This is a genomic window from Faecalibacterium prausnitzii (assembly GCF_003324185.1).
Lineage (GTDB): Bacteria > Bacillota > Clostridia > Oscillospirales > Ruminococcaceae > Faecalibacterium > Faecalibacterium prausnitzii.
Genome location: NZ_PXUP01000006.1, coordinates 13,631 through 33,067, shown reverse-complemented (window position 1 = coordinate 33,067; position 19,437 = coordinate 13,631). Strand labels below are relative to the sequence as shown.

Annotated in this window: 20 protein-coding genes; 16 read left to right on the top strand and 4 right to left on the bottom strand. The window is 57.0% G+C overall.

Annotation, left to right across the window (positions count from 1 at the left end; translation table 11 throughout):
• The first annotated feature begins 143 nt into the window (after positions 1-143).
• The 8 genes from C7J97_RS05375 (at position 144) to C7J97_RS05340 (ending at position 9,827) form a co-directional block, all read left to right on the top strand.
• Positions 144-1,514, top strand: a complete 1,371-nt coding sequence (locus tag C7J97_RS05375; RefSeq protein ID WP_005922275.1) for a citrate synthase — start codon at positions 144-146, stop codon at positions 1,512-1,514.
• A complete protein-coding gene (locus tag C7J97_RS05370; RefSeq protein WP_113992915.1) occupies positions 1,514-2,299 on the top strand; it encodes a hypothetical protein in 786 nt (261 codons plus the stop codon). Before C7J97_RS05375 ends, C7J97_RS05370 begins: the two co-directional genes overlap by 1 nt.
• 198 nt (positions 2,300-2,497) lie before the next feature.
• Complete coding sequence (gap, locus tag C7J97_RS05365) at positions 2,498-3,529, top strand: type I glyceraldehyde-3-phosphate dehydrogenase (protein ID WP_055185327.1); 1,032 nt, start codon at positions 2,498-2,500, stop codon at positions 3,527-3,529.
• A gap of 351 nt (positions 3,530-3,880) precedes the next feature.
• Positions 3,881-5,266, top strand: coding sequence for a phosphoglucosamine mutase (gene glmM / locus C7J97_RS05360; protein WP_113992914.1), 1,386 nt, complete (start codon positions 3,881-3,883; stop codon positions 5,264-5,266).
• A gap of 455 nt (positions 5,267-5,721) precedes the next feature.
• The gene (gene metG / locus C7J97_RS05355; protein WP_015538213.1) at positions 5,722-7,719 is read left to right on the top strand and encodes a methionine--tRNA ligase; all 1,998 of its coding nucleotides are present in this window, start codon (positions 5,722-5,724) and stop codon (positions 7,717-7,719) included.
• Between the two features lie 12 nt (positions 7,720-7,731).
• The gene (locus C7J97_RS05350; protein WP_113992913.1) at positions 7,732-8,691 is read left to right on the top strand and encodes a DMT family transporter; all 960 of its coding nucleotides are present in this window, start codon (positions 7,732-7,734) and stop codon (positions 8,689-8,691) included.
• Positions 8,688-9,503 carry a TatD family hydrolase gene (locus C7J97_RS05345; protein WP_113992912.1) on the top strand — a complete coding sequence of 272 codons (816 nt, stop codon included), beginning with the start codon at positions 8,688-8,690 and terminating at the stop codon, positions 9,501-9,503. The genes C7J97_RS05350 and C7J97_RS05345 overlap by 4 nt, the downstream gene beginning before the upstream one ends.
• A 90-nt stretch (positions 9,504-9,593) precedes the next feature.
• Positions 9,594-9,827 carry a hypothetical protein gene (locus C7J97_RS05340; RefSeq protein ID WP_005922262.1) on the top strand — a complete coding sequence of 78 codons (234 nt, stop codon included), beginning with the start codon at positions 9,594-9,596 and terminating at the stop codon, positions 9,825-9,827.
• 124 nt (positions 9,828-9,951) lie between these two features.
• On the opposite strand, the gene C7J97_RS05335 is transcribed toward C7J97_RS05340, so the two are convergent.
• The 4 genes from C7J97_RS05335 to C7J97_RS05320 all read right to left on the bottom strand — a co-directional run bounded on the left by C7J97_RS05335 (position 9,952) and on the right by C7J97_RS05320 (position 11,213).
• A complete protein-coding gene (locus C7J97_RS05335; RefSeq protein WP_113992911.1) occupies positions 9,952-10,254 on the bottom strand; it encodes a Dabb family protein in 303 nt (100 codons plus the stop codon).
• A gap of 73 nt (positions 10,255-10,327) precedes the next feature.
• Positions 10,328-10,549 carry a DUF6199 family natural product biosynthesis protein gene (locus C7J97_RS05330; RefSeq protein WP_113992910.1) on the bottom strand — a complete coding sequence of 74 codons (222 nt, stop codon included), beginning with the start codon at positions 10,547-10,549 and terminating at the stop codon, positions 10,328-10,330.
• 9 nt (positions 10,550-10,558) lie between these two features.
• On the bottom strand, positions 10,559-10,870 hold the full coding sequence (locus tag C7J97_RS05325) for a hypothetical protein (RefSeq protein ID WP_113992909.1): 312 nt from the start codon (positions 10,868-10,870) through the stop codon (positions 10,559-10,561).
• A gap of 25 nt (positions 10,871-10,895) precedes the next feature.
• On the bottom strand, positions 10,896-11,213 hold the full coding sequence (locus C7J97_RS05320; protein WP_113992908.1) for a hypothetical protein: 318 nt from the start codon (positions 11,211-11,213) through the stop codon (positions 10,896-10,898).
• Between the two features lie 1,071 nt (positions 11,214-12,284).
• Between C7J97_RS05320 and C7J97_RS05315 the strand changes: the two genes are divergently transcribed.
• The 8 genes from C7J97_RS05315 (at position 12,285) to atpC (ending at position 19,325) form a co-directional block, all read left to right on the top strand.
• Positions 12,285-12,749, top strand: coding sequence for a DUF2798 domain-containing protein (locus C7J97_RS05315; RefSeq protein ID WP_113992907.1), 465 nt, complete (start codon positions 12,285-12,287; stop codon positions 12,747-12,749).
• A 557-nt stretch (positions 12,750-13,306) separates the two neighbouring features.
• On the top strand, positions 13,307-13,990 hold the full coding sequence (locus C7J97_RS05305) for a F0F1 ATP synthase subunit A (RefSeq protein WP_015538221.1): 684 nt from the start codon (positions 13,307-13,309) through the stop codon (positions 13,988-13,990).
• Between the two features lie 40 nt (positions 13,991-14,030).
• On the top strand, positions 14,031-14,258 hold the full coding sequence (atpE, locus tag C7J97_RS05300) for an ATP synthase F0 subunit C (RefSeq protein ID WP_005922245.1): 228 nt from the start codon (positions 14,031-14,033) through the stop codon (positions 14,256-14,258).
• 15 nt (positions 14,259-14,273) lie between these two features.
• Positions 14,274-14,765: an ATP synthase F0 subunit B gene (locus tag C7J97_RS05295; protein ID WP_005922244.1), complete on the top strand. Its 492-nt coding sequence runs from the start codon at positions 14,274-14,276 to the stop codon at positions 14,763-14,765.
• Positions 14,755-16,509, top strand: a complete 1,755-nt coding sequence (gene atpA / locus C7J97_RS05290; protein ID WP_005922243.1) for a F0F1 ATP synthase subunit alpha — start codon at positions 14,755-14,757, stop codon at positions 16,507-16,509. The genes C7J97_RS05295 and atpA overlap by 11 nt, the downstream gene beginning before the upstream one ends.
• Complete coding sequence (gene atpG, locus C7J97_RS05285; protein ID WP_015538222.1) at positions 16,496-17,374, top strand: ATP synthase F1 subunit gamma; 879 nt, start codon at positions 16,496-16,498, stop codon at positions 17,372-17,374. The genes atpA and atpG overlap by 14 nt, the downstream gene beginning before the upstream one ends.
• A gap of 131 nt (positions 17,375-17,505) precedes the next feature.
• A complete protein-coding gene (gene atpD / locus C7J97_RS05280; RefSeq protein WP_005922238.1) occupies positions 17,506-18,918 on the top strand; it encodes a F0F1 ATP synthase subunit beta in 1,413 nt (470 codons plus the stop codon).
• Positions 18,918-19,325, top strand: coding sequence for an ATP synthase F1 subunit epsilon (atpC, locus tag C7J97_RS05275; RefSeq protein WP_005922235.1), 408 nt, complete (start codon positions 18,918-18,920; stop codon positions 19,323-19,325). The genes atpD and atpC overlap by 1 nt, the downstream gene beginning before the upstream one ends.
• Positions 19,326-19,437: the final 112 nt, after the last annotated feature.

The window sequence follows — 19,437 nt, the reverse complement described above, 5'->3', positions numbered from 1 at the left end:
ATTTTTGCGCTTTGCGGTGAGAAGTGTACACTTAGCGCTTGAATTTACTTCATAAAAGCGATATTATAAAAGTATGTCCATCAGAGCGTAGGATGGACTGGATCGGAAAGTATAAGAAGTAAGAGACGGAAAGGAGCACTCCTATGAACTTTGCACACGCAGAAGTGGCAACGCTGGACCCGACGACCATGCGTACCCTGTGCGAGGAGTACATCGCAAACAACTACATCGACCCGGAGACCAGCGAGCGGCTGGGGGTCAAGCGCGGCCTGCGCAACCCGGATGGCACCGGCGTGCTGGCCGGCCTGACCAACGTCTGTGACGTTGTGGGCTACAAAAAGGATCAGGAGGGTCATGTGATCCCCACCCCCGGCAAGCTGATCTACCGGGGCGTCAACATCAACGAGATCGTGGACGAGGCTTACCGCAACGACCGCTTCGTGTTTGAGGAAGTGATCTGGCTGCTGTTGTTCGGCAGCCTGCCCACCCGGGAGCAGCTGGACGATTTCTGCGAGATCCTGGCAGAGTCCCGCGCCCTGCCGGACGGCTTCATGGACACCATGAACGCCCCCTCGCCCAATATCATGAACAAGCTGCAGCGCTGTGTGCTGGGCCTGTATTCCTACGATGACCGCGCCGAGGATCTGAGCCTTGAGAACATCCTGAACCAGAGCATCAACCTGATCGCCAGCATGCCCACCATGATGGTGAACGCTTACCAGATGAAGCGCCGCTACTACGATAAACAGAGCATGTTCTTCCACCTGCCCAAGCCCGGCCAGAGCACGGCAGAACACATCCTCAGCACCTACCGCCCGGATCAGAAGTTCACCCACGAGGAGGCAAAACTGCTGGATATGTGCCTGCTGGTCCACGCAGACCACGGCGGCGGCAACTGCTCCACCTTTACCACCCGCGTGCTGTCCTCCTCCGGTACGGACACCTACTCGGCCATCTCTGCGGCCATCGGTGCTCTGAAGGGCCCCAAGCACGGCGGCGCGAACCTGATGGTCAACCGCCAGCTGCAGGATATCCTCAAGCACGTCGAGAACCCGGAGGATGACGATGAGGTGCGCGAGTATCTGCGCCGCATCCTGCGCAAGCAGGCGGGCGACGGCTCCGGCCTGATCTACGGCATGGGTCATGCGGTTTACACCATCAGCGATCCCCGTGAGGTCATCCTGAAGCAGCGCGCAAAGCATCTGGCCTACGAAAAGGGCTTTGAGGAAGAGTACAATATGCTGTGCAGCATCGAGCGGCTGGCACCCGGCATCTTTGCTGAGGAAAAGGGCAGCTCCAAGCCGGTGTGCGCCAACGTGGACCTGTTCAGCGGTCTGATCTACAATATGTTGGGCATCTCGGAGGATCTGTACACCCCGCTGTTCGCCATCGCCCGTGTGCCGGGCTGGTGCGCACACCGGGTGGAAGAGGTGATCTTTGCCAACCGGATCATCCGCCCGGCCTACAAGTATCTGGGCGTGCGCCAGAAGTATAAGCCCATCGAGGAGCGTTAATGAAACCGTTAGAGTTCGTTGTTGTCCTGCTCTGCGTGCTGCTTGGCCTTGGCCGCGGCGCAGACCTTGCCTTTGCCACCGACGCTGCCACCGGTCTGTGTACCGCAGGTGCGGTGTGGTGGCGGTATCTCGCCTTGGGCGCTGTGGTGCTGGCCGCAGTGCTGGCCGGGCGCAGCCGCCCGCTGCCCCCGGAGCCGCTGCGCAGCCGCCGCCCGGCGGCAGGCGTGCTGGCCTTTGCCGGGGCAGTGTGTATGCTGGCTGCCGGTGCAGCACAGTTTGTGCTGGCCGCCGGTACGGTAAGCACCTTTGTACGCATTCTGCTGGAGGTAGCCTGTGCCGTGTGGCTGAGCAGCCTTGGGCGCAGCTGGCTGCGCCGGGACGGCTGGAAAACGCCCGCCGGTGGTCTGCCGCTGGCCATAGCGGGCAGTGCGTTGTTCTACTGGAATGTGTTGATGCGCTTTATGGAGAACAGTTCCAGCTGGCACCGGGTACAGCCCACGGCAGCAGTCTGGCAGGAGATGGCGGCGTTGCTGCTTCTGGCGGCGCTGGCGCGCACGCTGTATCTGCCCCGGCCGGAAAATGGCCGTAGCCTGCACGCAGCGGCGCTTGCAGCCTTTTGTCTGTGCCTGTGCTGGGAGCTGCCCCGGGTGCTCCTGCTGTTGGCAGCAGGCTTTGGCGGCGGCATGGCGGCGGTGTTGCCGGAACTGCTTTCCGGCCTTGCGCTGTGCTGCATCGGCGGCATGGGACTTGCTTGTACCAGAAAGGGAAAAGCTGGAAATAACTGACCAAAACGGCTTGATACCCTTGGTGCAATTGAACAAAAGCTTTGTGGCGGGGTGCATAAAATCGTACAAAAGCCAAAAAAGATAAAATTATGTTGTTAATTTTTTAGCAGACACTTGAAAGTTTGCCGGTTTTGGTCTACAATAAAGATACCGTGATTTATCCGATTATGGGTAAAATAATTAGGAGGTACTATTACAATGGCTGTTAGAGTTGCTATCAATGGTTTCGGTCGTATTGGCCGTCTGGCTTTCCGTCAGATGTTTGATGCTGAGGGTTACGAGGTCGTCGCAATCAACGACCTGACCAGCCCCAAGATGCTGGCTCACCTGCTGAAGTACGATACTGCTCAGGGCTCTTTCTGCGGCAAGATCGGCGAGGGCAAGCACACTGTCGAGTCCACCGAGGATTCCATCATTGTTGACGGCAAGGAGATCAAGATCTACGCTGTTAAGGACGCAAAGGATGCTCCTTGGGGCGAGCTGAACGTTGACGTCGTTCTGGAGTGCACCGGCTTCTACACCAGCAAGGAGAAGAGCATGGCTCACATCCAGGCTGGCGCAAAGAAGGTCGTTATCTCTGCTCCCGCAGGCAACGATCTGAAGACCATCGTCTACTCCGTCAACGAGAAGACCCTGACCGCTGAGGATCAGGTAATCTCCGCTGCTTCCTGCACCACCAACTGCCTGGCTCCCATGGCCAACACCCTGAACAAGACCTATCCCATCGTTTCCGGTATCATGACCACCGTTCATGCTTACACCGGCGACCAGATGATTCTGGATGGTCCTCAGCGCAAGGGCGACCTGCGCCGTGCTCGTGCTGGCGCACAGAACATCGTCCCCAACACCACCGGTGCTGCTAAGGCCATCGGTCTGGTCATCCCTGAGCTGAACGGCAAGCTGATCGGCTCTGCTCAGCGTGTGCCTGTTCCCACCGGCTCCACCACCATTCTGGTTGCTGTCGTCAAGGGCAAGGACGTCACCAAGGAGTCCATCAACGCTGCAATGAAGGCTGCTACTTCTGAGTCCTTCGGCTACAACGAGGATCTGATCGTTTCTTCCGACGTTATCGGCATGCGTTACGGCTCTCTGTTCGACGCTACCCAGACCATGGTCGCTAAGATCGATGACGACACCTATCAGGTTCAGGTCGTGTCTTGGTACGACAACGAGAACTCCTACACCTCTCAGATGGTCCGTACCATTAAGTACTTTGCTGAGAACTGCTAATCACAGCTCTACGCTCAAAAGTGCTTGAGGTGCCGTGCTGAATGACGGCTGGTACCGGCTTTGCTGGTACGAACATGCGGTGATTGGTACGACAATAGGATATTGAGTTCTACACCCTTCCTTTTGCGGGTCTCCGTGAGAGGAAGGGTGTTTTTTATCTTCTAGCAGGGGGAAAATCCCAAGAAAGGATGATTTACTCCAAGAAATGTGCTATACTGAACTCACAGTGCCCCGGAGCCGATGCACTATGCGGATGACAATGCTGTTTTGCGGGTAGCATCATGCAATAGGGGAAAGCATATATACTTATACACTAATGAAAGTTCACTTTTGGGAACGAGGTAAGCAAGAATGGGAAAGTATTTTGGGACCGATGGCTTCCGTGGTGAAGCTGGTATTGATCTGACTGCCGACCATGCCTACAAGGTTGGTCGCTTTTTGGGCTGGTATTACAATATGCTCCGCGAGCGCAATGGCAACAACGAGCCTGCACGCATTGTAATCGGCAAAGACACCCGCCGCAGCTCCTATATGTTCGAGTACAGTCTGGTCGCAGGACTGACTGCCTCCGGAGCAGACGCTTACCTGCTGCATGTCACTACTACGCCCAGTGTGGCTTACATCGCTCGCGTGGATGACTTTGATTGCGGCATCATGATCTCTGCCAGCCACAACCCGTACTATGATAACGGTATCAAGCTGATCGATTGCTACGGTGAGAAGATGCCCGAGGAGACCCTGCTGCTGGTGGAGGACTACATCGACGGCAAACTCCATGTATTTGACAAGGACTGGCCGGAGCTGCCCTTTGCACACCGGGAGCACATCGGCTGCACCGTGGACTATGTGGCAGGCCGTAACCGCTATATGGGTTACCTGATTAGCCTGGGCATTTACTCCTTCAAGGGCGTGAAGGTCGGTCTGGACTGTGCCAACGGTGCAAGCTGGAATATCGCTAAGTCTGTTTTTGATGCTCTGGGTGCGGATACCTACGTTATCAACAACAAGCCGAACGGTCTGAACATCAACAATAATGCTGGTTCTACCCATATCGAGGGCTTGCAGAAGTTCGTGGTAGAGAACGGTCTGGACGTTGGCTTTGCCTTTGATGGCGATGCTGACCGCTGCCTGTGTGTGGACGAGAAGGGCAATGTCATCACCGGCGACCACATCCTGTACATCTACGGCTGCTACATGAAGGAGCACGGCGAGCTGATGAACAACACCGTGGTCACCACGGTCATGTCCAACTTTGGCCTGTACAAGGCTTTTGATGAGCAGGGGATCGGATACGCTAAAACTGCTGTGGGCGATAAGTACGTCTATGAGTACATGGCTAAGAACGGCTGCCGTATTGGCGGTGAGCAGAGCGGTCATATTATCTTCAGCAAGTACGCCAGCACAGGCGATGGTATTCTGACCAGTCTGAAGATGATGGAAGTCATGCTGGCCAAAAAACTGCCCATGAGCAAGCTGGCTGAGCCGCTGAAGATCTATCCGCAGGTACTGGAGAATGTCCGCGTCACCGATAAAAAGGCCGCACAGAACGACCCGGCAGTGCAGGAGGCCGTCAAGGCTGTGGCTGAAGCGCTGGGCGATACCGGACGTATTCTGGTTCGTGAGTCCGGCACCGAGCCCCTTGTCCGCGTGATGGTGGAGGCTCCCGACCACGACACCTGCCAGAAATATGTCTCTCAGGTCGTGGAGGTCATCAAGAGCAAGGGTTACGCCGTCTGAGGCTGAGCGCTGCGGCGGATGTTGCCCGCGCACCAAAATGCGGGCAGCAGATGCTCTGTGTGGCGTGATTCTGCATCTTTTTGTTGACAAACCCGCACTTTTTGCGTATGATAAAGGTAACACTGAAAATTGTGTTAAATTGGCTGTGAAGAGAAGAGTACGCACCGTCTGCGCCTGACAGAAAGCCCGAAGGATGGAACCGGGCAGGCCGCGCGGTGCCGAAGATGGTCTTGGAGCCGCGCAGGTGAACAATGAGCCTGCGACGGGGTGCGCCCGTTACCGCGCAAAGGCCGGTTTTTGCCGGCTAAAGGCTGCGTCCGCAAGGGCGCGGCGAAGCAAGGTGGTACCACGAAGGTTCAGCGCTCTCGTCCTTGTCCGGTTATACCCGGCAGGGCGGGAGCGCTTTTTGCTTGCAGGAGAAGCTGCAGAACCAAAAGAAAGGAAGATAGAACCCCATGAGCGAACACAAGACATTTTATATCACCACCCCTATCTATTACCCCAGCGATAAGCTGCACATCGGCCACAGCTACACCACCGTGGCCTGTGATGCGCTGGCCCGCTTCAAGCGGATGCAGGGCTACGACGTCATGTTCCTGACCGGCACCGATGAGCATGGCCAGAAGATCCAGGATAAGGCTGCCGATGCCGGCGTCACCCCCAAAGAGTATGTGGACAAGATCGTGGCCACCGTCAAGGATCTGTGGAAGCTGCTGGATGTCAGCTACGACCGCTTTATCCGCACCACTGACGACTACCATATGGAAAGCTGCCAGAAGATCTTCACCAAGCTGTACGAGCAGGGCGATATCTATAAGGGCGAGTACATTGGCCACTACTGCAAGCCCTGCGAGAGCTTCTGGACCGACAGCCAGCTGGTGGACGGCAAGTGCCCGGACTGCGGCCGCGAGGTCTACGATGCCCACGAGGAGGCCTACTTCTTCAAGACCAGCAAGTACGCTGACCGCCTGCTGAAGCTCTATGAGGAGAACCCCCAGTTCATCCAGCCCGAGAGCCGCAAGAACGAGATGATCGCCTTCATTAAACAGGGCCTGCAGGACACCTGCGTGTCCCGCACCTCGGTCAAGTGGGGCATCCCCGTGCCCTTCGACCCCAAACACACCATGTACGTCTGGGTCGATGCTCTGAGCAACTATATCTCTGCACTGGGCTACGGCAACGAGACTTATCACGATTACGATAAGTTCTGGCCGGCCGACCTGCACATGGTGGGCAAGGAGATCCTGCGCTTCCACACCATCCTATGGCCTGCCATGCTGATGGCACTGGATTTGCCGCTGCCTAAGCGCGTGTTCGGCCACGGCTGGCTGCTGATGAACGGCGGCAAGATGTCCAAGTCTGTGGGCAACGTGGTAGACCCCGTTATCCTGTGCGATCGCTACGGCGTGGACGCCATCCGCTACTTCCTGCTGCGCGAGATCCCCTTTGGCAACGACGGTATGTTCACCAACGAGGCACTGATCAACCGCATCAACAGCGATCTGGCGAACGATCTGGGCAACCTGCTCAGCCGTACCGTGGCCATGTGCGAAAAGTACTTCGGCGGCACCGTGCATAACGTGGCCGGTACCGAGGCCATCGACACCGAGCTGGAGACCATGGTCAACGAGCTGACCGCCAAGGTCACTGCCGATATGGATGACCTGACCATCCCGCAGGCGCTGATGGAGATCTTTGCGGTCATCCAGCGCGCCAACAAGTATATCGACGAGACTGCACCCTGGGCCCTGGCAAAGGACGAAGCCAACAAGCAGCGTCTGGAGAGTGTGCTGTACCACCTGTGCGAGGCACTGCGCGTGTGCGGCATTCTGCTGAACGCATACCTGCCCACCACTGCACCCAAGATGATGGAGCAGCTGGGTCTGGACGCTTCCGCACTGGATCTGACCAAGACCACCTACGGTGCACAGCAGACCTATACCGTGCACAAGGGCGAGGCACTGTTCCCCCGCATTGACGTGGCCAAGGAGATCGCCCACCTGAAGGAAGAGGACGAGAAGCGCAAGGCTGCTGCCGCTGCTGCCAACAAAGCCAAGGAGGAAGCCGAGAAGAAGGCTGCCGCCCCCGCAGAGGAGAGCACCGTGGACTTCACCCACGAGGAAGAGATCGACTTTGACACCTTCTGCAAGGTGGAGCTGCGCGTGGCCGAGGTGCGCGCCTGCGAGAACCTGAAGGAGAGCAAAAAGCTGCTGCACCTCACCGTTTTTGACGGCGAGCGGGAGCGCTGCATCCTGTCCGGCATTGCCAAGTGGTTCAAGCCGGAGGATCTCATCGGCAAAAAGCTGGGCATTGTGTGCAATCTGGCACCCCGTCCCATGCTCAAGGGCAAGTACGTCAGCGAGGGCATGATCTTCGCTGCCGACACCGCCGACGGCGGCTGCTCCATTGCTTTCTACGGCGACGATACCCCCGTGGGCAGCCGTATCCACTAAGTGAGGAGCATCATGTCTGATAATACAGCCGTTCGTGCGGCAAAGCTGGATAAGATCTTCGGCACGCCGGTGTGCGCCATGCTGCTGGCTATTTTCTGTAATGTCCTGTGGGGCTCGGCCTTTCCGTTCATCAAGCTGGGCTACCGCCTGTTCTCCATCGACTCCGGCAACACCGCCTCCATCTTCTGTTTTGCAGGGGTGCGGTTCATGCTGGGCAGCGTGCTGGTGCTGCTGGGCAGCATTCTGCTGCAGGGAAAGGCACCTCGCCTGCCCCGGGGCAGGGTAGCAGCCGAGTGCTGCGCGCTGGGACTGTGGCAGACCACGGCACAGTATGCGTTCTACTATATCGCCGTGGCCATGCTCACCGGCGCGTTTGGCGGCATCCTGAACAGCACCCAAAGCTTTTTGGGCGTCATCTTTGCCCACTTTATCTACGGCAATGCGGACCGCATGACCCCGGCAAAAACGCTGGGCTGCGCTGTGGGTTTTGCCGGAGTGCTTATCGGTACGATTGGCAACCACGGCAGCGGCAGCGGCTGGGGCGTGTTCTGTATGATGGCGGCGACCGTCATCTTCACTCTGTCCGGCCCGTGGAACAAGTCGGTCACCAAAAAGGCCGACAGCTTTGCTGTCTGCTTCCTGAACCTGTTTGTGGGTGGGCTGGCACTGTTTGTGCTGGGCACTGTCATGGGCGGCCGTCTCCATGTGCAAAGCGCACTGGCTGCGGTGGTCATGCTGTATCTGGCCTTCATCTGCGGCGCAGGCTATATCCTGTGGGCGCTGCTGATGAAAAACAACCCGGTCAGCCGCATCGCCATCTTTGGTTTCGTCAACCCGGTGGTCAACGTGCTGCTCAGCGCCGTGCTCAACGGAGAACCGCTGTTCCGCTGGCAGTATCTTGCGGCGCTGGTGTTCGTGTGCGTGGGCATCTGGCTGGTGAACAAAGCCCCCGCCCAAAAGGAGAAGGTATGACCGGACCTATTTTTGACACCCACGCCCATTACAGTTCCCGCGCCTTTGACGCCGACCGCTTTGCGCTGCTGGACAGCCTGCCCGACAAGGGCGTGGTAGGCGTGTGCGAGCAGGCCACCCACTCCGGGGATGCGCCCCGGGTGCTGGAGCTGGCGCACCGCTACCCATGGGTGGTGGCAGCCATCGGCATCCACCCGGAAAGCCTGCTGCCCGCCGCCGACTGCGGCGAGGAAGGCCCAGCGCCCACGGTGTCGGTGTATGGCGGCGACTGGGCTGCTGAGATGCGGGCGCTGATGCCCTACTACGACGACCCCAAGGTGGTAGCGGTAGGGGAGTGCGGGCTGGACTACCACTGGCCCGTGCCCAAGGACGCCCAGCTGGCGCTGTTTGAAGCCGAGATCCGGCTGGCGTTGGAGTTGGACAAGCCCATCATCGTGCACGACCGGCAGGCGCACGCAGACGTCTACGCCCTGCTTAAAAAGTACCGCCCCAAGGGCATCGTGCACTGCTATTCCGGCAGCGCCGAGGATGCCGTGCAGTTGGCAGCGCAGGGACTGTACATCGGTTTTGGCGGCGCTTGCACCTTCAACGGTGCCAAGCGCGCAGCCAAGGCTATTGACGCCCTGCCGCTGGACGCCATCGTGTTGGAGACCGACTGCCCCTACATGGCACCGGAGCCGGTGCGCGGCACCCGCTGCGACAGCTCTCTCATCCGCTATGTGGGCGCATACATCGCCCAGCGCAAGGCGCTTGCCCCGGAAGAGGTGTTCCGCACCACCGCCGCAAACGCCCGCCGGGTGTTCGGGCTGTAACCGTTTTTCCGCAGGTCGCGGGGCAAAGCGCTCCGCTTCTGAATAAAAAGCTGATTTATTGAAAACGATAAGAATAAGGAGATCACTATTATGAAGGCACGTATTCCCAAACACCGCGAGTTCATCATCAACTTCCCCGACAGCATCGACCAGAACAAGGCCAACGAGGGCTGGGCAAAGCTGCAGCAGATCGTGGAGGACTACAAGAAGGCACACAACGGCGCTTCTGTTTACGCTCCCACCTTCATCGAGGACTGCGAGCCTGAGGTCAAGAAGCTGCAGGAAGAGTACGGCTTTGAGTACACCGTGGAGTTCGTTCAGTAAGTTCAGCATCGCCTGATAGTAAAAGGGTCATTGCACAAACCGTGCAATGACCCTTTTTGCGTAAGTTCATTCCATAAAATGGAATCCCGGAGGGCAGCTTGAATCATCCTCCGGCCTTGCTGCCTTACACCTCGTAGTCCAGACAGACGCGGTTTTTGTAGTAGGGACGCACCTTGCTGTTTGCCACTGCCACATGTGCCGGGTGGGTGGAGTAGCCCTTGAGCGCCTCGGCGCTCTCAAAGGTGGTGTCCAGCATCAGGTCTGCGTTGGAGGAGGGGAGAGCATCAATGTTGACGTGGATGTCCACAAGCCCCGGAATCTTGCCGGAAAGGCTTTCCAGACCCTCCTTGATGCCAGCCTTGACGGCGGCCTTTTCCTCGGTGGACAGCTCGTCCTTCAGCTGCCAGAGAATAACGTGCTTGACCATAACAAAAAACCTCCTGCGTTTTTTCTCATTGTAACAGGATGAGAAAAAATCCGCAAGAGGAAACAGGAAAGTCTTACGTGGGTGCGAACAGCAGCACCACCAGAAGCACGGCACTGAGCACCGAAACTACGATGCCCTCCAGCCGGGTCAGTCGGATGTACTCTTCCGTAGGTTCGGGCACCTGCGTGTACCGCCTGCGGGAGCTTAGGGCAATGGCATCCTCCGGCTGCAGCGCCATAAAAATACCGAACCCGATGCCGAAAAGCGCGACTAAAATTGCGCAGATAACTTCCATAAAAACCCCTCACTTTTTGTTTTTGTCGTCCCTGCTCAGGGTATAGCACAGATGTGAGATCAGCAACGCAACGCAGAACACGAGCGTCACGACCATCAAAATAGAGTGCAGCGGCTCTACTCTAGGTAGAAAAATGTTGACCAGCCAGAGCGCACCGCAAAGGAGCGACAGGATGCCGAAGGGTCTGTGGAAGTGGTTCTTTTCGTCCTCATTGCTCCAACCGGTGCCGGTGCCATTGTACAAGTCCCGGATGCCGCGGTATAAAAATAGCACGCCCAGTGCAACGTTCAGCCAGTCTGAAGTGGAAAGGTTCAGGTTCATATATTTGTACTTACCTCCCGGCGGCTCAGTCCGCACTGTGCTCCCAGATTTCATACAGGATCAGGTAGATGGCATCAACGACAAGGGCAATGGTGTGCGCCCAGTTGCTCAAGGTAGGGAAGTTGCCCAGAAACTGCAGGGAAGCAAAAATAATGGCATTGCAGATCTCCCACACGCCGTTTTTCTTCTGCCACATGGCGCGGTATTCCGGGTCGCTGTCATATTTGTTGAAAAAGGTGTGGATCAGCGGGTCTTTGCCCTGCAGGTCGCGGATGCCCATCCACAGCGCCACAAGGCAGAACAAGAGTTCAATAATGTTGTACCAGCCAAACGCCAGCTGCATAAAATACACCTCCCATCTTTTACCATATTATAACATAGGAGAGCGAAAACACAAGGACGGTATTCAACCTTCCTGCGTAAATTTTGCATAAATTGCGCATCAACTATTTGTTGAAACAACATAAAACAAAACCAGCCGGACGAGGCGGTTGCAAGCCCTCGTCCGGCTGGATACTTACTTCTTCGGAGTCATAAGCCTCTTCTCCTTGGTGACCTCATTTTCGGAATACGGGTTTCATAGGGTGACTCTCCTTAGAAACGTTTCTTCAGAATTTAGGTACTTTGCAAGGGGATGAAAATCAACTGTACATTGGACTGACCCTTTTCTCAACTGTTGGACTGCGGCAAACGGTTCATGAGGATGAATTTCATATTACCACATTCTTTCGAGTTAGATTTGCAAGGGAAACGTCTTACTTAGTACATTGGTAGAACTCCTTTTCAGCTATTCAAATAAGGTTCTCCGGATCATTGATACTTTCATAAGAATCATCTCCAGCGGATCTATCTGAACGCTCTGGGGAAGAATTGAATCGACAGGTTGTCGTGTTATCGCATTTTTGATGCTCAAGACTGGCTCTGTTTTTGTGTTTTTATACGGGGGAAACATCCCGTTTGTGGTGAGCCTCTGTTTTGCTTCTCAGCGAACCCCGACAGCCTGTCCCTGCTGTGCGGGTTCCATATCAACCATCGGTCTTCGCTCCTTTCTTCTTAAAGTCAGCGGGAGTAACTCTCTTTTGAGCTTCTGCTGTACCTCTCTGGTTTCTGGCTTAATTATACAGGAAGATGCACGTTTTGTCTATTGGCAGACCGCACAAAGAATGGACTTTGTTTTTGTGCAATGCTAAAGTCTGCGGCCGTGCGGAAAAATTGCCCAGAAGTTCCGGGTCGTTTGTGAAGGATTTTCCACAAAAGGGGAGAAAGTGCCCGCAAGGTATTATGCGCCGGCTTTATTTGTGCTAAAATAGCGTCAATGAATGGTAGTCGCCGCCGCCCCGCGAGATGAAAGTTTCGCGGGGCGGCTTTTTTGCGGCAAAAATTTGCATAAAAAAGAAATGGAGAATCAATCAAAATGCCTAAAACTTTACCGGAACGCATCTTCTTTACCATTGTCATGGCCGCTATCATGGTCTATGGCATGATCGTCTACAATGTGGCGTTGAACACAAACGGCGTGACCAATGCTACTTTTGTTATGGCTCTGCACGAAATGCCGATCATGGTGCCGGTAGCCTTTGTGCTGGAATTTTTTGTGGTGGAAAAGCTGGCCACGAAGCTGGCATTCCTGTTTATGCGCCCCACAGACCGCCCGCAGTTCATCACCTACGCCATCTCGCTGATGATTGTGTGCATCATGTGCCCGGTGATGAGTCTGGTCGCAACGCTGCTGTTCAAAGAGCCGAGCTTTGGGATGTGGGTACATACTTGGGGCTGCAATATGCCCATGGCGCTGTGCTGGCAGATGTTGTACTGCGGCCCGCTTGCCCGTGCCATCTTCCGGCTGGTGTTCTGCCGCGGGGAAAAGCAGGCTATGTAAGGCGGTCTGGCTGCGATTCTATAATAAATATGTATAAAGAATATACATAAGATGCCGTCCAAACATACCGGGGAAGATACCTATACGTTTTTTATATACCTGATATATAAAAGCTATACGGTACGGCTATTTTTGCGGAAATATTTCCCAAAACCGGCAGAATACGCCTGCAAAGCACTGGATAAATCCAAGAAGATTGTACAGATTATATGCTTTATTAACTTGCAATTGTGCACTCTGTACAACAGTTTTGTTTTGCTGGTGCAATGCTACCGGATAAAATGTAGAATGTGCACAAATACCCTTGCCAATTTTGTGCAATCGTACTATTATACACAACGAAAAAAGACGAAACCGAAAAAGAAAGGGGAGGGCGCAGATAGCATTCAGGCAGCGCCTTCCTTGCTTTTTTCACGGTGCACAGTCTTTTCTTCGCGCGATAAGAAGGTGTGAAGGGGCGCGGAGCAAAGGTGTGCGACAGATCCTCGGCCGGGGATCTGGCGCACACCCGGCTCCCGCCCGCAGACCCCTATCCCTGCAGGAAGGAGGAAAAGCAAATGAACAAATTGACGCAGGCTCTGATGGAAGAGCTCACTGTGGAGTATGTTAAGGTCGGCTCGCTGCAGATCCCGGAATCGGTGGTCATCAGCTGGGTGATCATGCTGCTGCTGGTGGTGGGCTCCATCCTGCTTACCCGCAACCTGAAGGTGGATCACATCAGCAAGCGTCAGGCAGCACTGGAAGCGCTGTACTCCCTTGGCAAAAACTTCTTTGAAGGGTTGCTGGGCAAGGAGGGCAGCCGCTATGTGCCCTACCTGATGACCGTGGCGCTGTACATTGCCTGCTCCAACGTGATCGGTGTGTTCGGCGTAAAGCCCCCCACAAAGGATCTGGATGTGACTGCTGCGCTGGCGCTGATGAGCATCGTGCTTATCGAGTATGCAGGCGTTCGTGCCCGGGGCGGCGCGGGCTTTCTTAAGAGCCTTGCAGCCCCTACCCCCATCATGACCCCTATGAACATCCTCGAGATCGCCATTCGCCCCACCAGTCTGTGCATGCGATTGTTCGGCAACGTGCTGGGCGCGTTCGTTATCATGGAACTGCTCAAGCTGGTGGTGCCGGTGTTCGTCCCGGCGGTGTTCAGCCTGTATTTTGACCTGTTCGATGGTCTGATCCAGACCTATGTTTTCGTGTTCCTGACCGCACTGTTCATGAAAGAGAGCATCGGCGGCGAGGAATAAACAACACATTTAAAACTGTAATTACAAAGGAGATAGAACTATGAGTGGTTTGGTAGCTCTGGGCGCTGGCATTGCAGCGCTGACCGGCATTGGCGGCGGTATTGGCATTGGTATTGCAACGGGTAAGGCAACGGAGGCCATCTCCCGCCAGCCGGAGGCTTCCGGCAAGATCCAGACGAACCTGCTGCTGGGCGCTGCTCTGGCAGAAGGTACCGCAATTTTCGGCTTCGTCGTTGCACTGCTGATCATCCTGTTCCTGGGCCAGTAACGGAGGCGTGGACGAATGCTGAAGTTGGATTTGAACCTGCTGTGGACCGTGGTGGATGTCCTGATCCTGTATGTGCTGCTGCGCAAGTTTTTGTTCAAGCCCATCCAGAACGTGCTGGATCAGCGCCAGAAGACGATCGAGGCAGACATTGCAGCGGCACAGACCTCCAAGACCGAGGCCGCCGCAGCACTTACGACCGCGCAGGACAAGCTGCGTAATGTGGACAACGAAGCCGCAGCCCGCCGCGAAGCCTACGAAAAGCAGGCCGAGGTGGAAAAGCAGCAGCTGCTGGCCGACGCGCAGAAGCAGGCCGATGAGATCGTGGCTGCCGGTAAGGCTGCTGTGGAGATCGAGCGCCAGAACAAGCTGCGGGAAGCAGATGCACAGGCTACGGCACTGGCACGCTCCATGTGCGAAAAGCTTTTGAAACATAATTTGACCGCCCAGGATGATGATCAGCTGCTGGACGATCTGCTGCAGAAAGCAGGTGCAGGCAATGGCAACTGAATTCAGTCGTGAATTTTTTGCGGATAACCGCATCGTCAAGGCCAGCCTGCGCTGCGCCCATAAACTCCGCGAAAAAGATCTGGACCGCATCAAGTCGGAGATCAAAAAGCTGTATGACGCCACGGAAGTCATCCTGAATATCACCGTGGACGAGAGCCTGCTTTCCGGCTATGTCCTGCAGGTGGGCGACCGCGTGTTCGACAATTCCGGCCGTCATCAGCTGGACAAAATGATGGAGGGCAAGCCCTCGCTGGCTACCCTCAAGACCCGCATCGAGGACTACAAGCCCGCCGAGACCTCCGCAGAGGGCGGCGTGGTCATCTCCTCCGCCGATGGCATCGTGCACATTGACGGCATGAACCGTGCTGTGTACGGCGAGATCGTCACCTTTGAAAACGGTGCCAAGGGCATGGTGGAAAGCGTAGAGCCCGAGCAGCTGGGCGTTATGCTGTTCGATGGTGCCGAGACCGTTGGTGTGGGCACCATGGTCACCCGCAGCGGCAAGCGCGCCGGCATCCCGGTGGGCGATGCTTTTCTGGGTCGTGTTATCAGCCCGCTGGGCGAGCCCATCGACGGCAAAGGCCCCATTGAGGCTGAGGGCTACAACCCCATTGAGAAGCAGGCACCCAGTATTCTGGAGCGCCAGAGCGTGGACACCCCGCTGCACACCGGTATTCTGGCCATCGACTCCATGTTCCCCATCGGCCGCGGTCAGCGTGAGCTGATCATCGGCGACCGCCAGACCGGTAAGACTTCCATTGCCACCGACGCCATCCTGAACCAGAAGGACAAGGATGTGCTGTGCATCTATGTCGCCATCGGTCAGAAGGCTTCCTCCATTGCCCGCGTGGCTGAGGATCTGAAAAAGCATGGCGCTATGAGCTATACCACCATCGTGGCAGCTACCGCGTCGGATTCTGCCCCGCTGCAGTACATCGCTCCCTATGCGGGCACTGCACTGGCCGAGTACTTCATGGCCAAGGGCAAGAGCGTACTCATCGTTTACGATGATCTGTCCAAGCACGCGGTGGCCTACCGTGCCATCTCGCTGCTGCTGCGCCGCTCCCCGGGCCGTGAAGCTTACCCCGGCGATGTGTTCTACCTGCACTCCCGTCTGCTGGAGCGCTCCTGCCGTATGCGGGATGATCTGGGCGGCGGCTCTATCACCGCACTGCCCATCGTAGAGACGCAGGCCGGCGATGTTTCGGCCTACATCCCCACCAACGTCATCTCCATCACCGACGGTCAGATCTTCCTGGAGAGCGCCCTGTTTAACGCCGGCAACCGTCCGGCTGTCAACGTGGGTCTGTCGGTGTCCCGTGTGGGCGGCGCTGCCCAGACCAAGGCCATGAAAAAGGCCAATGCAAACCTGCGTATCGAGCTGGCACAGTATAAGGAGATGGAATCCTTTGCACAGTTCAGCTCCGATCTGGACGCCGAGACCCGCCGTCAGCTGGAGCACGGCAAGGCACTGATGGAAATGCTCAAGCAGCCGCTGTGCCAGCCCAAGTCCGATGCCGAGCAGGTGGTCATTCTGGTGCTGGCTTCCCACGGCCTGCTGGACACTCTGCCCACCGCAGAGCAGCGGGAAAAGACCGCTGCCTTTGTGCGGCAGTTCCGCGCAGACGTCTCCGGCACCATGCAGAAGATCGATGCCGACGGCAAGCTGGAGCCCGACCGGGTGGATGCCATCCTGAACGCTTGGAAAGCTTATGCGGGAGGCAATGACCATGTCGTCCAGTAAGCTGCTGAAGGAGCGCATCGAGAGCATTCAGGACACCATGAAGATCACCAATGCCATGTACCTGATCTCTTCGTCCAAGCTGCGCAAGGCACGGCAGAACTACCAGAATGTGTCCCCTTACTTCAACCGTATGCGGGATACCATCTCCCGTGTTGTGCCGCATCTGCCGGAGGAGCCGGAGCACCCCTTCTTCCATGAGCGGAATCTGGAAAACCCCCGGCGGGCGTATTTGGTGCTTACTGCCGATAAGGGCATGGCAGGTGCTTATAACCAGAACCTGCTCAAGTTTCTGCGGGAGCACGCAGACCCCAACGACCGCTTTTATGTCATCGGTCAGGTGGGTTACCGCGCCCTGCGCCACCGGGACCCCCGCCTTGTGGAGGAGTTCCGTTATAGCGCAACCGCACCCACTTTGCAGCGTGCCCGCGACATCACGGTAGACGCCATTGACGACTTCAAGTCCGGCAAGCTGGACGAGATCTACATCGTCTACACCAAGATCCAGAACGCTCTTACCAGTGAGCCTGTCATGGAGCGTCTGCTGCCGCTGGACCGGCGGTTTTTGCAGCCTGCTCCCAAGGGTCTGGGCGACCCCAAGGGCGAGGTGGAACTGGTGCCGGACGCATGGACAGTGTTCGAGCAGATCGCACCCATCTATATGCACGGCATGATCTTTGGTGCCATGACCGAGAGCTTCTGCGCCGAGCAGAGCGCCCGCATGACCGCCATGGATTCTGCTACCAAGAGCGCCAATGATATGATCCGGGACCTGCAGCTGGAATACAACCGCACCCGTCAGGGCTCCATTACACAGGAGATCACCGAGATCATCGGCGGCGCAGCTGCCGTGCAGGACCGGACATAATAAAGGAAAACCCTCTCCGTCACGCCTGACGGCGACGCAGATAAAAGCCTCCCCTTCGGGGGAGCTGGCATCGCGCAACGATGACGGAGAGAGTTCGTTGGACAAACAAGATTTGACAAGAGGCAATCCAAATGATACAGGGAACTATTATTCGCGTAGCAGGCCCCGTGGTGGATGTGCAGTTCACCGCCGGCAGGCTGCCTGCCCTGCAGGAGGCGCTTACCGTGACCGCAGAGGGCACCGAGCGCACCATGGAGGTGACGCAGCACGTCAACGAGACCACGGTGCGCTGCATCATGCTTTCTGCCAGCGAGGGTCTGGGCAAGGGTATGCCGGTGGAAGCTACCGGCCACGGCCTGACCGCCCCTGTGGGCGAGGGCACACTGGGCCGTATGTTCGACCCGCTGGGCCGCCCCATTGACGGCAAGGGTGCTGTGGACGAGCTGCCGCACTGGCCCATCCACCGCAAGGCACCCGGCTTTGCAGAGCAGAAGCCCGCAACTGAGATTCTGGAGACCGGCATCAAGGTCATCGACCTGCTGGCTCCTTACGCCAAGGGCGGCAAGATCGGCCTGTTCGGCGGCGCCGGCGTGGGCAAGACTGTGCTGATTCAGGAGCTGATCCATAACGTGGCCACCGAGCACGGCGGCTACTCCATCTTTACCGGCGTGGGCGAGCGCTCCCGCGAGGGCTGCGACCTGTGGGGCGAGATGAACGCCTCCGGCGTGCTGGACAAGACCGCACTGGTCTTTGGTCAGATGAACGAGCCCCCGGGAGCCCGTATGCGCGTGGCCGAGACCGGCCTGACCATGGCAGAGTACTTCCGTGAGGAGACCCACAAGGACGTGCTGCTGTTCATTGATAACATCTTCCGTTTCGTGCAGGCCGGCAGTGAGGTCTCGGCTCTGATGGGTCGTATGCCCTCTGCCGTGGGCTACCAGCCCACGCTGGCCAACGAGCTGGGCGCTCTGCAGGAGCGCATCACCTCCACCAAGGACGGCTCCATCACCTCGGTGCAGGCCGTTTATGTGCCCGCCGACGACCTGACCGACCCCGCCCCTGCCACCACTTTTGCCCATCTGGACGCCACCACCGTGCTGTCCCGTAAGATCGTGGAGCAGGGCATCTACCCGGCTGTGGACCCGCTGGCCTCCACCTCCCGCATTCTGGAGGCGGACATCGTGGGCGAGGAGCATTACCGCGTAGCTCGCAAGGTGCAGTCCATTCTGCAGCGCTATCAGGAATTGCAGGACATCATTGCCATTCTGGGCATGGACGAGCTGGACGAGAACGACAAGCTGACCGTCATGCGCGCCCGCAAGCTGCAGAAATTCCTGTCCCAGCCCTTTGCCGTGGCCGAGAACTTTACCGGCCTCAAGGGCAAGTATGTGCCCCTGAAGGACACCGTGCGCAGCTTTGCCGCCATTGTGGACGGCAAGGCCGACGACCTGCCGGAGTGGGCATTCTTCAACGTCGGTACGCTGGAGGAAGCGCGCGAAAAGGCAGAAAAGAAGCTGGCTGAGGAAAAGGGCGGTGCCGTCTGATGAACAAGTTCATGCTGAGCATCACAGCGTCCAGCGGCGAGTTCTATCAGGGTGACTGCGAGGATCTGACCTTGCCCATCAGCGATGGCATCTACGGCGTACAGGCCGGGCATAACCCGGTTCTGGTGGCGCTGCACATGGGCATCCTCCACTTTGTAGTGGACGGCAAAGCCCGGGATGTGCTGGTGGGCGATGGCATTGCTGAGGTGACCCCCGCCTATGTGATGGTGCTGGTGGACAGCGCCGAGAACCCGGAGGACATCGACAAGAACCGTGCCGAGGCCGCCCGCATCCGCGCTGAGGAACGCTTGCAGCATAAGCAGAGCATGCACGAATATTACCAGAGCAAGATCGCGCTGGACCGTGCCATGCAGCGTTTGCAGACTGCTGCAAAGTATAAGCGCTGAGGCAGAATCACTATTCCCATATAACAAAACCTCCCCGTGCAGGAAACCTGCATGGGGAGGTTTTTTCTGTCTGTCAACGATGCGAAAATTGTGTCACAGGGTTATTTTTTGG